The organism is Streptomyces sp. NPDC094147 (assembly GCF_044764265.1).
Classification (GTDB): Bacteria; Actinomycetota; Actinomycetes; order Streptomycetales; family Streptomycetaceae; genus Streptomyces.
On sequence record NZ_JBIWHT010000036.1, the window covers coordinates 43,122 to 56,636 of the forward strand.

A 13,515-nucleotide genomic window follows, 5' to 3' on the forward strand; every position below is an offset into this window, starting at 1 on the left:
TGGTGCAGGTGGTTCGACGCAAGGAGCCTCGCGTGGAGATGAGCCAGAGCCCTCCCTCGGATTCGCGGATCGCCGTCGTGGGTGTGGGGTGCCGGCTGCCGGGGGGTGTCCAGTCGCTCGACGACCTGGCGTCGCTCCTGCTCTCCGGTGGGGACGCAGTCACCAGCGTGCCGCCCGAGCGTTTTGACGCCGCGTCGTTCCTGGACGGTGGGCGGCGGCGCTCAGGGCGGACGTACACCGTGGCGGGCGGGTTCCTGGAGGACATTGCGGGGTTCGACTGCGGGTACTTCTCGTGGATCTCGCCGCGGGAGGCGTCCCGCATGGACCCGCAGCAGCGGCTGCTGCTGGAGCTGGCGGTCGAGGCCCTGGACGACGGCGGCATGGATGCCGGTCAACTTGCCGGTACGGACGGCGCCGTGTTCATCGGGTGTTCCAGCAAGGACTACGGAACGCTGCAGGCAGCGCGGCCCAGGAGCGGGAACGCCTATACCATGTCCGGCACGGCCGCTGGCAACACCGCGAACCGGATCTCGCACCTGCTGGACTGGCACGGCCAGAGCGTCACCGTCGACACAGCCTGCTCCTCGGCACTGACCGCAATCCATCAGGCCTGCGAGCACCTGCACACCCGACGGTCCGGGATGGCTTTGGCCGGCGGCATCAACATCCTGATCGACCCGCATGTCTACAGCGGCTTCTCCGGCGCCTCCATGCTGTCGCCGTCCGGACGCTGCCGGGCGTTCTCCGCCGACGCCGACGGCTACGTACGGGCCGAGGGCGGCGGACTGCTGCTGCTCAAGCCGCTGTCGGCGGCGTTCGCCGACGGCGACCGGGTCCACGCGGTGATCGTGGCCAGCGGCACGAACAACGACGGCCGCACGGCGGGCCTCGCCCTGCCCAACGGCGAGGCCCAGAGTGCCCTGCTGCGAGACGTGTACGGCAACGCCGGGATCGCGGCGGACCGGCTCGTCTATTTGGAGGCGCACGGGACCGGGACACCGGTGGGCGACCCCATCGAGTGCGCCGCGATCGGTGCGGCCCTGGCACGACATCGGACGACCGGCCCGCTGCCGATCGGTTCGGTGAAGTCCAACATCGGCCACATGGAGGCCGGTTCAGGCGTCGCGGGAGTCCTCAAGGCCGTGGTGACACTGCGCGAGAGGATCGTGCCGGCCACCCTGCACGCCGAACCACTGAACCCCGAAATCGACTTCGCCGCTCTCCGGCTCCGACCCGTCATCGGCGCCGAACCCGTGGAGGTGGGGCCGGAGTCCGTGGTCGGGGTGAACTCCTTCGGATTCGGCGGCGCCAACGCGCACGTGGTCGTCAGCCCTGCCCCGCCGCAGCACCAGGGACACCGGGCCGATACCAGCGGCCCGCTGCCGGTGGTGGTGTCCGCCCGGTCCCCGGAGGCGCTCGGTGAGGCGTGTGGCCGCATGGCCGAGTGGCTCGAATCGCGTGGCGCGGGGGAGTTCTACGATCTTGCCTTCACCTCTGCGCGGCGCCGCACCCTGCATGAGCACCGCACCGTGGTCCTCGCCACCAGCCCCGGCGAGGCGGCGCGGGCGCTGCGTGGCGCGGCCCGGGGGGAGCGTCCGGCGCCCGGTCTGGCACCGGCGACGGCGGTCGAGGACGGCAGCGTGGCCTTCGCGTTCGCCGGCAACGGCTCGCAATGGGCAGGCATGGGAGCGGACCTGCTTGGCTCCGAATCGGTGTTCCGTGAGGCGGTCGAGGAGGTGGACGCAGCACTCGGCCGTCACCTGGACTGGTCTGTCGTCGAGGAGATGTGCGCGCCGGCGGAAAGCTCCCGGATCCACGCCACCGAGGTGGCCCAGCCGCTGCTGTTCGCCTTCCAGGTCGGGCTGGTGGAGCTGCTCGCGGCCCGCGGAATCCGCCCGGCCGCTGTCACCGGCCACAGCGTTGGGGAGATCGCCGCCGCGTACACCGCCGGAGCACTCGACCTGGACTCCGCCGCGCTGGTCGTCGCCTGCCGCAGCCGGGCACAGGCACTCACCGCGGGCGAGGGAAGCATGGCGGCGGTGGGGCTGTCCGAGCAGGACATCCTCAAGGCGCTGACCCCGTACGGAAACCGGCTGGAACTCGCCGGGATCAACAGCCCCGTGGACACCACCGTCGCCGGCGACACCGCGGCGCTGACCGCGCTGGGCGAGGAACTCACCGCCCGCGGGGTCTTCTTCCACCCCCTCGACCTCGATCACGCCTTTCACAGCAGAGCCATGGACACGGTCGAGGAGCCGCTGCGCGCATCGCTGGCCCAACTGCGCCCCCGGCAGCCGAGCCTGCCCTTCGTCTCCACGGTCACCGGCACCCTGCTGAGCGCGGACCAGCGCCTCGACGCGACGTACTGGTGGCACAACGTGCGCCGCCCCGTGCTGTTCGGCGCCGCGATGGACACCCTGCTTCACCTGGGCGCCGACATCCTGGTCGACGTGGGCCCACACGCGGTCCTCAGCCCGTACCTCAAGCGCCTCGCGCCGCCGCGCCGCGGCCGCACGCTGGCTGTGATCCGCACCTGCACCCGGCGTGGCGACGGCCCGGATGCCGTCCGAGGGGCCGTGGCGCACGCCGTGGCGGCGGGCGCGCAGTACGACGCCCAGGCTCTCTTCCCGACTCAGGGGCGTGTCGTGGAACTTCCCGCCTACCCGTGGCAGCGCGGACGGCACTGGAACGGCGCACCGAACTGGTGGGACAGGGTCACCAGCGACGGGACGGTGGACCGGCCGCTGCTCGGACAACGGGCCGCGGTGGCCGATCCGGTGTGGCAAGGCCACCTGTCAACGGTGCGCGCACCGTGGCTGGACGACCACCAAGTGGGCACCGCCCGTGTGCTGGCGGGCGCTGCCTATCTGGAGGCCGCGTTCGAGGCGGGCCGTGAGGCCCTCGACACGGGCATGCTGGAAGTGACAGACCTGTCGATCACAGCAGCCTGTGTCCTGCCCGGCGAGGACAGCACCGATGAGGTACTGCTCCAGACCTCGCTCGACCCGCAGACTGGAGCGGTCACCATCGCGAGCCGCACCGGCGAGACGAGCAGTTGGCAGCGGCACGCCCGGGGTCGGGTACGGCGGCTGCACCGGCTCGCGCCGGAGCGTGTCGACCTCGTCGCGCTCACGGCCCAGCTCGAGCGGCCGGAAGCCGTGTCCGACCACTACGCGGCACTGTCCCGGGCCGGAGTGCGACACGGTCCGGCCTTCCACGTGCTGACCGATCTGCGTGCCGGAGACGGCCAGGCCCTGTCCGCCTACCGCCTCCGGACCGGCACCGTCGGCTACCTCGCCCATCCCACCCTGCTGGACGGGGCGTTGCAGACCGGTGCCCGGCTGCTCACCGGGCCCGATGACGGGCGGCTGTTCCTGCCCGTGGGTATCGAGGGCGCCCGCCTGTGGCGTGAGCCCGCCAAGAGCGGCTACGTCCACGTCAGGGCCGTCACGGTCGGCGACCGGGAGGCGGTGTGGGACCTGCAGGTACTGGACCCGGACGGCCAGGTGAGCCTGGAGCTGACCGGATGCAGGCTACGCCGCTTCGACCACGAGGCAACCAGACGCCCCGCCCGTCACAAGGTCGCCCTGCGTGCTCTCCCTGTCCATGGCGGGCCCGCGACGCGTCGTGCCTTGCCCTCCCCCCGAGAGCTTCTGGATGCCACCCGTGAGGAACGCCGCCGGCTCGCTTCGGCCGCGGACGACCGCTACCCGAGGTTCGCGGAACTGAACTGGCGGGTGTTGGGCCACTACGCCGGCCTCGCTTTCCGTGAACTCCTGCCCCAGATCCAGGAGTTCGGCCTCGCCGATCTCGAAGTCGCCGGGATGCGCCCCCAGTACCGTCCGCTCGCGCAGCTGATGGCCCGGTCTGCCTGTGACAGCGGCCTGCTCGCACCGCGCGACACATCCGGTACCGCCCCCGCCCACTGGCGATTCACCGGCACCCCGCCCACCCCGGACACCCAGGTCCGTGCCCAACTACGGGAGCTGCCGCACTGGGCGGCCGCAGGCACCGTGTTCAACCGGTGCCGCCCGTACCTGGCCGACATCCTGCGCGGTGCGGCAGACCCGCGCGAGATGCTCTACGCCGACGCCGACCGGCACCTGATGTCCCAGCTGTACAGCGACGCGCCGCACTGGAGGCTCCACAACCTCTACGCTCGCGGCCTGATCCGCGAGATCGTCCGTCACTGGCCCGAGGGCCGGACGTTGCGCGTGCTCGAAATCGGCGCCGGCACGGGCGGTCTGACCGCCGCCGTACTGCCGGAGCTGCCTGCGGACCGCACCCGCTACACCTTCACCGATGTCAGCACCGCGTTCTTCGCCCGCACCGAGACCCGCTTCCGTGACCATGCCGTCATCGAATACCGCACCCTCGACCTCAACCAGGACCCCGCGGCCCAGGGCTTCGCCGACGCGAGCTTCGATCTGGTCCTCGCCGCCAACGCGCTGCACGTCGCCGCCGACGTGCACCGCGCTGTCAACCGGGTCGCCGGTCTGCTTGCCGAGGGCGGGCTGCTCCTCGGCCTGGAGAGCCTGGAAGCCGATCCCGTCAGTTCGTTGTTCGGGCTGCTCGACGAGTACTGGGAGAGTGCGGACAACCGGCGCGGCGGGCCGCCCCTGCTGTCGCGCGAGGCATGGACGCGCTGCCTGAACGGCGTCGGCTTCGACGATGTGCAGTACACAGGTGTCGCACCCGATGTCCTTCGCCAGGACACCACCGTGTTCCTTGCCCGCTTCACTGGAAGCACGGCCCTGCCGACGCCCGCCCCGCCGCACCAGGTCGCAGGGTGCTGGACGGTCGTCGCCGAACCCGCCGCGCAAAACCTCGGCGAGGCGGTGGCCACGCGGCTGGCTGCTGCGCTGACCGGCCTGGGGGACGCCGTCCCATTGCCTGCGGCGACCGGCCCCTATGCACCACCGCGCGTGGTGGTGATCCTGAACGCGGGCGATGTGACCGAGGCCGACCACGCCGAGGAATTGACCACCTGCCGTGCCCGCGCACTGCGAGACCTTGCCGAGCAACTGAGCTCTGTTGGCGGGCAGTTGTGTCTCGTCACTGCGCCCACCGGCCTCTTTCCCGCACCCGAGTGCCCGCTCAGCCCGGCGGACGCGCCGATGTGGGGTCTGGGCCGGGTCCTGGCCACCGAGTATCCGGCAGTGAGGGTCCGCTGCGTCTCGCTGCAGTCCGTCGATGACCCCGGGCCCGATGCCGAGCGGCTGGTCGGCGATCTGCTCGCTGACGACGACGCCCCGGAGACCGTTTTGACCCCGGAAGGCCGTTTCCGGCCCTGTCTGGTGTCCTCGACCCCACCGTCCCGGCGCGCGGCCCCGGGAGACCGCTTCCGGCTGCGCCTGAGCGAACCCGGCCTCCGGCACCAGCTCACCTGGATCCCCGAGCCGGTGCGGGAGCCGCGGGCTGGAGAGCTCGTGATCGAGGTGAAAGCCGCCGCTCTCAACTACCGCGACGTCATGGTCGCCACCGGACTGGTGCCCGACGAGAACGCGCCCGGCGAGGGCGGCCCCCGCCTCGGCCTGGAGTGCGCCGGCGTCGTGTCGGCGGCCGGGCCCGGCGTCACCGCCTTCGCTCCCGGCGACCGGGTCTACGCCTCCGGCTACGGCTGTCTGGCCTCCCATGTCGTGGTGCGGGCCGACCAGAGCGGACTCATGCCCGACGGCATGCGCTTCACCGAGGTGGCCACCATGCCCGCCGCGTTCCTCACGGTGCAGTACGCGCTGGAGGAGACCGCCCGCTTGCGCCCCGGTGAAACAGTGCTCGTCCACGGGGGCGCGGGCGGCATCGGCCTGGCCGCCCTCCAGTACGCACACACCCTGGGCGGCGCCGACGTCATCGCCACCGCCGGGACCCCGGCCAAGCGGGAACTGTTGCGTGCTCTGGGTGTTCACCACGTCTTCGACTCCCGCGCCCTCTCCTTCGCGGAGGACGTGCGCAGAGCCACCGCAGGCCGCGGCGTGGACGTCGTCCTCAACTCCCTTGCCGGGGAAGCGATTTCCCGCGGTCTGGAGTGTCTGCGCCCCGGCGGCCGCTTCGTCGAGCTCGGCAAGCGGGACCTTTACGCCAACACGCCCATGCTGCTCGGCCCGTTCCGCCACAACATCGCCTACTTCGGCGTGGACGTCGCCGGCCTGGCGGTGCAGGCTCCCGAAACGGCCGTCGCGCAGTTCGCCGAGCTGACCCGGCGTGTCACCGACCGGCGCTACCGGCCGCTGCCGCACCAGGTCTATTCGCCCGACCGGATCGCAGAGGCCTTCCAGAACCTGCTGCACTCCCAGCACATTGGGAAGGTCGTCATCGATCTCGCCCAGGCCCCCCTCGTCGAGCCCCCCGCCGGCAGCCTGCGCTTGGACCCCGACGCCAGCTATCTGGTCACGGGCGGCCTGTCGGGGCTGGGTGCAGCCTTTGCGGCGCACCTGGCCGAGGAGGGCGCCCGCCACCTGGTCCTCGTGGGCCGCCGCGGTGTCGGCACACCCGAAGCAGGCGCCCTGCTGGAGCGGCTCGAGGCACAGGGAGTCGACGTGCGTGCCCACGCGGCCGACATCGCCGATCCCGACGCCGTCGCCCGCATCCTCGCCGACGCGGCGGAAGGCGGCCACCCGGTGAAGGGCGTCATCCACGCGGCGATGCACATCGACGATGCGCCGCTCGACGAACTGACGCCCGAGCGCTTCGCCGCTGTCCTGCATCCGAAGGTGACCGGAACCCTCGTCCTGGACCGTGCCACCCGCACACACGGCCTGGACTTCTTCATGGTCTGTTCCTCCGTCAGCGCCACGATCGGCAACCGCAACCAGGGCCCGTACGGCGCCGCCAACGCCTACTGCGAGGCCCTGATGCGCCAGCGGCGCCAGGCCGGGCTCCCAGGTCTGGCCGTGGAGTGGGGAGCCATCCGCAGCACGGGCTACGCGGAGCGGGCCGGCCTGATGGACACCCTCGCACGAAGCGGCCTGGAAGGACTCGATCCGCACGAGGCGTGGTGTGCCCTGCGGGAACTCACCGACAGCGAGGCGGAGACGGTGCTCGTCGGGCGCTTCGACTGGCACCGCCTCGGGAAGCTCTTCCCGGCCCTCAACACCCGGCTGCTCCACGGCGTTGACGATTCCGGCCCCCAGGGCGGCGACGAGAGCCCGCAGGACGTACGGGCACGGCTGGAGGCGCTGGCGCCCGCGGCCGCCGCCGAGGCCCTCGCCGAGATCCTGGCCGGGCTGACCGCCACGGTCCTGCAGACCTCGGCCGAGCGCGTCGACCGCACCTGCCGGCTGGACCGCCTGGGCATGGACTCCCTCATGCTCGTCGAGTTGTCCGCTCTGGTCCGCAAGCGACTCGGCTGCGACCTCTCCGTACTCGAACTCACCTCGCTGCGTTGTCTCGACGACCTCGCCTGCCGCGTTCTACCGCTGATCCGGAGACAAACGTGACCGACACCAGCCTCAGCCACACGCTGGCAAAGCCGCCTCACGACCTATCCGCGCTGGCCTGGTGGCGGCCCCTCCTCGTCCAGGCCGTGGGCCTGGACGAGGAGGCCGGCCCCACCCTGGCCGCCTTCGGCCGACAGCTCCTGACGGCCTTCGAGGAGCAGGGGCACACCGTTGTGCGGCACTCGCGCGGCGACGTCGACCTCCTCCTGGTCGCCGGCCTCATCCCTGACGGCCCGGCACCCCTGCGCCACCGGCTGCCCGAACAGATGCCGCCACTGGCCGTCACCGCCTGCCAGGAACACGGCCTGCGGGTGGGCTCGCGCCAGGTGGTGGTCCTCGCCGAGATCCCCGAACGGCTGAGCCTGCTGCCGCACGCGGAGGTGGTGGAGACCGCCCGCACCGCAATGGCCCGCACCGCCGCACCCAAGATCCTCTTTGTCACCAGAGGCGAGCGCCCCGGCCAGATCACGGAGGTCACCTTCTGCACGATGGAAGGCGGACACCCCACCGAGACGGCGCCGCAGGCCGCGGACCGCATGCGCGACCGCCTGGTGGCCGCCGCCTGCGCCCGCGACATCTCCGACGCCTACCAGCTGGTGCCCAACGCCGTACCGGCACGCGTGTGGGACGCCAGCCCCGCCCCCGCCCAGCTGGCACGCGCCGGCCGCACGATGGGCGAGCTGGGACTGCTGCCACCACCCACCGCCATCGGCCAGTACGTGTCCGCCGAACTGGCCCGCCTGTACGAGCAGTACATGGGCTGGAAACGCATGAGCGAGGGAATGCTCTTCCTCGTCGACCCCGATCTCGACGCCCTGGTGGTGAGCGCCTCCGGCAGCTGGGACGTCGACAAGCGCAGCCTCGGCCGCGGCGACGTCACCATCGTCGCACTCGATCCGCCGGGCAGCCCCTTGCGCGTCCTCGCGCCGGAAGGCCAGCACCCGCTAGGACCGTCGGTAGAGGCATGGGAGGTACGCGCCTTCCTCCACGCCGCCCCCAAGGTCCGTGTAACCCGTACCACGTCGGGCGCCTGGGCGCCGCACCCGAACGGCGAACGCGAAGTCCCCCTCATCCGGGCCGGAATCCACGCCCACGTCGGCGTGGAACGGGCCGACGACGCGCACATCGAGACCGTAGCGCCCAACCGGGAACTCTTTCCCTATGGCTTCGGCTGCGGCAGCGATCTGACAGCCGAGGTCGCCGCCGACACTGTGCGGCGCTCGCGTGCCGTCCACCACCCCGACGACCCAAGGCACTACGTGCGCTGGCCGATGCTCTATCACGGTGACATGGCCGTGGAGCTGTGGAAGCCCGGCTTGCCCGCCGAACCACTGAGCGGACTGCTGGACACCTTCGCCACGTCCGTCGCCTTCCGTACCGATCACGTCGAACAGCCGGTGTGACCATGCCCACCGCACTGATCACCGGCGCGACCTCCGGCATCGGCCGGGCCTTCGCAGAACAACTGGCCCAGCGCGGCTACGACCTCGTCGCCGTGGCCCGCACCCACAGCGCTCTGGACGACCTCGCCCAGAGCCTCCACACAACGGCGAAAGTCCACGTCGAGACCATCCCCGCCGACCTCGCCACCCCCGACGGCTGCACGACCGTGGAACACCGGATCTCCGCCGGAAAACCCGTCGACTTCCTGGTCAACAACGCCGGGACCGTACTGAACCGCCCCTTCCACGCCAACGACGTATCCGCCGAAGCCGCACTGCTCGACCTCAACATCCGCGCCGTCATGCGTCTGACCCACACCGCGCTGCCCCGCATGATCGAACGCCGATCCGGCCACGTGGTGAACGTCTCCTCCTTCACCGCCCTGGGCATCGGCGGCCTGGCCACCACCTACCCCGCCAGCAAGGCATGGGTACTCGCCTTCACCCAGGCCATCGCCCGCTCCCAGGAAGTCGCCGCCAGCGGCGTCCGCATGATGGCACTCCTCCCCGGCTTCACCACCACCGACTTCTTCGACCGCAACCAGCTCGCCACCCCCAACCTCCCCTCCTGGGCCTGGCTGAGCCCCGCACACGTGGTCACCACCGCACTGCGCGACCTCGCCCGTGGCCGTTACGTCAGCATCCCCAGCCGCCGCTACAAATGCGCAGGCTGGGCCCTGCACCACCTGCCACACCCCCTCATCCGACCATTCACCTGGGACTTCACCAACCCGACCACACTCTGGGCACAACCTCGTCACCACCGACATGGCAAACGCACCCACGACTACCCCTGACGCGCGAGCTCACGACGTGCATAGCCCACTTCACCGACGCCGCCCGCTCCAGCTGGAACCCTGGCAACGCTCGCGAACGGCCGCTGGCCCTGCACCCGCTGATCTCCTGCTCGTGTCCGTGGCGGTGTCCTCGGTACGTTTGCGCTTTGTCAGTCCATCGGCGCGTCGGCCGTTGCGGCCGACTCGACAGCCCCGACGTTCCCCCGAGAACGCTGCTGACCGCCTCGTCGCTAAGCTGCCCGGCATGACCGAAGACATAGCCGGACGGCAGGTCCTGGGAGAGGAGCCGACACGATGACGGACGGTTTGGCGTGGATCGGCGAGCACTGGTACAGCGGTGCGATCGTCAAGGACGGGATGCTCTCGGACATCTGCCTCACGGCGGTGCGGGGCGTGGATCCGGTGGACCTCGTAGTGCGCCTCGGTGCCGACCGCCGTATGGCCGAGCAGCCGCCGCTGTTCAAGGATGTCGACAGGCAGCTGAGGGTGGACCCCGGTGTCAGTGTGGCGATGTTCGGCCGCAGCGGTGAGTGGGCCTATGTCGTGGAGATAGAGCGGTCCACCTGGAACCTCATTTTTCTCGACCGCCTGAGCCAGGAGACGCTGGTCGACCAGGGCCACGAATTCATCTGCCTGGACCGCTTTCTGCACGAGCACCCGTGGATGTACTTTACCGACGCCGCAGGCGAATTGGCTTCCGGCGAGCCTGGTGACAGCCTGCTGGAGGCCCCCTTCCCGCCCGGGGACCGGCTCGGGACGTTCGCCGCACTGGACGCGGCCATGCGCGAGGCCGGCGCGGTGCGGGAGACCTTCCCCGGCTGCGAGGACCCCGAGGACGAGGATGAGGAGCTGGCGAAGCGGCTGTTCGGGGCCGTAGGAGAGTATTTCGGGCTGTCGGTGCCGCGTCGGGAGATCGAGCTGGGCCTGCTCCCTGCGGTGCGCCTGCCCTCGCCGGTGTAAAAAGACGACAGAAAGGGGCCCCTATTCCCGCTGAGGAAATAAGGGGGCCCCTTTTATGCGCGGAGTGGCGCTATCAGTTGTTCGCGGTCATGGTGCACTTCACGGCAGTGCTGTCGCTGGAGCACGCCGCGCGCATGTTGGTGTTCAGCCAGTACGGGTCGCGGTCCAACAGTCGCTGGCTCGCGTTGAAGCTCCCGAATCCGGCCATCGAACCGCTGTTGTCCTGCCCGGAGATCGCGGACCGTCCGCAGACCTCCTTCCACGTCGGCACGAGGCCGTCGATGTTGAACAGGTGCACGGCGGTGTCCTGCTTCTTCGCGAGGGTCTGCACGCAGGCGTCCCCGCTCTTGACCGGGTTGAGACCACCCGCGAGCGAGGGCATCCCGCCGCTGTTGTAGGTGGCGTTGAACGCGAACTCGTCGCAGTTCGGCCTGTCGGTCGGGCCGTTGAGTGCGCTCGTGTCGCCATTGTTCGCGGCCCATTTATCGGGGCAGATGACCGTCCGGTTGCCGCTGATGTCGCCGTCGGGCAGGAAGTACAGCGGCTTGGCGTCGGCCTTGCTGCCGGGGTGGTTGGCCAGCTTGTGCTGGATCAGCCACGCGTGCGATGAGGCTTGCGGGTACTTCGCCGCGTTGAAGGTGTAGGTCGGTACGTAGTTGTGGAACACGCAGCCGATCGTCGGCACCTTGTTGACGATCTTGGTGTTGTCGCACCGGATCTGGTCGGGGGCTCCGCCGTGCTCGATGTCGCCGCCCGCGACGTCCATGAAGACCGCCGGGGTCGACTGCACCGTCTTGCCCGGGATCTTCGGGTTGCCCTGGAGTGCGACTGCGACGCCGAGTTTCATCACCTGCGGATTGGTGGTGTTCGGCCCGGTCAGGGTCGGTCCCCAGAGGTAGGACGCGTCCGAGACCACGCTGTGGTGGTCGCCGGGCACCCATGCGGCGCCGGCCTGCCAGCCGCCGACATTCGTGTCACCGCAGTTGCCGGAGGGCTCGCAGTCGATCTTCGGGGCGTCCAGGGTGAACGCGGGGATGGTGGGCGGAACGTCCACGTTGGTGACGTTGATCCGCTCAGTGATGTTCCCGGAATTCTGGTCGAGCTTGCGCTCGTTGACCACCAGCGCCGTCACGGTGCCCACGGGGGCGTTGTTGAGGGACGCCTCCCACTCCATGGTGAACGACGAGCACTCCTCGAAGCGCGTGGTCCACAGCCCCTGCGGCGGGTTGGCCGGGTCGCAGTTGCTGACCAGGGACGCCTTCGCGGCGCCCTTCGCCTGCTCGCCGGTTGCCCGGTGGGGGGTGAAGTTATGGCCGTTGTAGGGCTCGGCCTTGCCGCACACCTTCACCCCGTCCGAAGAGGTGGTGCAGTGGGTTCCGGACGTCCCGAGGACGCCCGAGCGGTTGCGGCTCTGGGGCGCCGGTGTCTTCCACGGGGAGGCCGGTGCCAGGGTATTCGTGTACGGCTGGACGGTCTGGTCCGGGTTCGGCGACGCCGCGTTGGGGTTGGGCAGCGTCAGATCGACGGGCAGCGTGATGGTGAATTTCGCCCACGGCGACCACTCGCGCTCGTAGTGGGCGCCGTCGTAGGCGGACGTGCGGAAGGCGTAGGTCGTACCGGGGGTCAGATAGCCGAAGTCGATGGTGACGGAGGCCTTCGTGCCGGATTTGACGTAACCGGAGACGGGTGTTCCGTAGGTGTTCTTGTTCGTGGTGTCGATGTGCGCCTTCGGCGAACCGTCCGGCTTGAGTGTCCAGACGTCGAACGTCAGGTCGACGTCATCCCCGTCCGGGTCGGTGACGGTGTTCTGGAGCGTGACGTTCGAGCGGTCGACCTGCCACGTGCTACCGCTCTTCTGGAACGGCGGTCCGGCTTCCGGGTTTTTTCCGGAGGCGGGGATGCCGGGGCCGGCGGTGGCTGCCAGGCTGTTTGCGTGCCGCTGTTCACCGGCTGCCGGTGTCTGCGAGGGCGAGGAGGTGAGCGTGGGTTTCGTCAGCCCGGCTGCGGTCGGTGCCGTTTCAGCGGATGCTGGCACGACACCAGCGAGGGTTACCAGTGCTGCGCCGATGACCGCTCGGGACCACCAGCGTTTATATCTCTGCACGAAAAATCATGCCCTTCCCCATACGGATTTACGAACATACGTTCGGGTCGTATCCAAGTCGAGGACCCTACGGGGAAGGGCACGGGGAACCACAGACCACTCTCGGCCATTCACAGGATCAGGCCGAAAACCGCCGTACGTTATTCGCTTCTGGGGCATTTCCGGCGAGCGCACCGCCGACTACATCCGCACCACGGATCACCTGCCGCCGCACTGCACGCTGGATCAGCACCAGGTGTGGCACGAGAAGAAGCGCGCGCATGGAGGGGTGGCTGCCTGCGGCGTGCACCCGCCGGACCGTGCCTACGTCCGGCGCTGGCTGGCCCGCCACGGCGCGGTGTAAGACACCTCCGTAGGGCAGCAGATAGCCCCCGCCGGCTCGGTGTTTTCGCCGTCGGGGGGCCAGGCGGCGTTCTGGCGGGGTGCGAGGTGTCCGTGGGCGTGGCGGTAGGTGGCGAGGGCCCGGAGTTTGGTCTCCCAGGCTTCCTCGCCCGGCTCCCACACCATGCCTTCGTCGTCGAGCTGCTTCTTGCGGTGGTTTTCGAGCAGGCCCGCGCGCAGGGCTTTGCGTTGCTGGTGGATCCAGCGGCCGAGGGGGTAGGTGGTGGTGGCGCCGGCCCGTGTTTCGGCGGTGTAGGGGACGGCGCACAGGCCGGTGATGTGGTTCTCCGCCCGCCACCGCCTTAGAGGTCCTAACAGAAGTGGTTGTTGGTGTGACCGTCGGCTTGGCTGTTCGTTGGTGTGGGTGTGGGGAAGAGACAGTCGCGGCCGTGGAT

Annotated in this window: 6 protein-coding genes; 4 read left to right on the top strand and 2 right to left on the bottom strand. The window is 70.0% G+C overall.

All coding sequences use genetic code 11. From position 1 onward, the window contains the following. The first annotated feature begins 38 nt into the window (after window positions 1-38). From ACIQ8J_RS31765 to ACIQ8J_RS31780, 4 genes are all read left to right on the top strand, one after another. Window positions 39-7,436, top strand: coding sequence for an SDR family NAD(P)-dependent oxidoreductase (locus ACIQ8J_RS31765; protein WP_403276224.1), 7,398 nt, complete (start codon window positions 39-41; stop codon window positions 7,434-7,436). Continuing rightward, window positions 7,433-8,839 carry a hypothetical protein gene (locus ACIQ8J_RS31770; RefSeq protein WP_403276223.1) on the top strand — a complete coding sequence of 469 codons (1,407 nt, stop codon included), beginning with the start codon at window positions 7,433-7,435 and terminating at the stop codon, window positions 8,837-8,839. Before ACIQ8J_RS31765 ends, ACIQ8J_RS31770 begins: the two co-directional genes overlap by 4 nt. Window positions 8,840-8,841: 2 nt before the next feature. Beyond that, window positions 8,842-9,675, top strand: coding sequence for an SDR family NAD(P)-dependent oxidoreductase (locus ACIQ8J_RS31775; protein WP_403276221.1), 834 nt, complete (start codon window positions 8,842-8,844; stop codon window positions 9,673-9,675). Between the two features lie 294 nt (window positions 9,676-9,969). Continuing rightward, entirely contained in the window at window positions 9,970-10,635 is a 666-nt protein-coding gene (locus ACIQ8J_RS31780) for a hypothetical protein (protein WP_403608033.1), read from the top strand. Window positions 10,636-10,708: 73 nt separating this feature from the next. Here the strand turns inward: ACIQ8J_RS31780 and ACIQ8J_RS31785 are convergent, their stop codons facing one another. Together ACIQ8J_RS31785 and ACIQ8J_RS31790 are read right to left on the bottom strand one after the other, a co-directional pair. Continuing rightward, the gene (locus ACIQ8J_RS31785; protein WP_403276219.1) at window positions 10,709-12,670 is read right to left on the bottom strand and encodes a hypothetical protein; all 1,962 of its coding nucleotides are present in this window, start codon (window positions 12,668-12,670) and stop codon (window positions 10,709-10,711) included. Between the two features lie 372 nt (window positions 12,671-13,042). Next, the coding region (locus ACIQ8J_RS31790; RefSeq protein ID WP_403276218.1) for a helicase associated domain-containing protein at window positions 13,043-13,515 on the bottom strand (473 nt) is incomplete at its 5' end.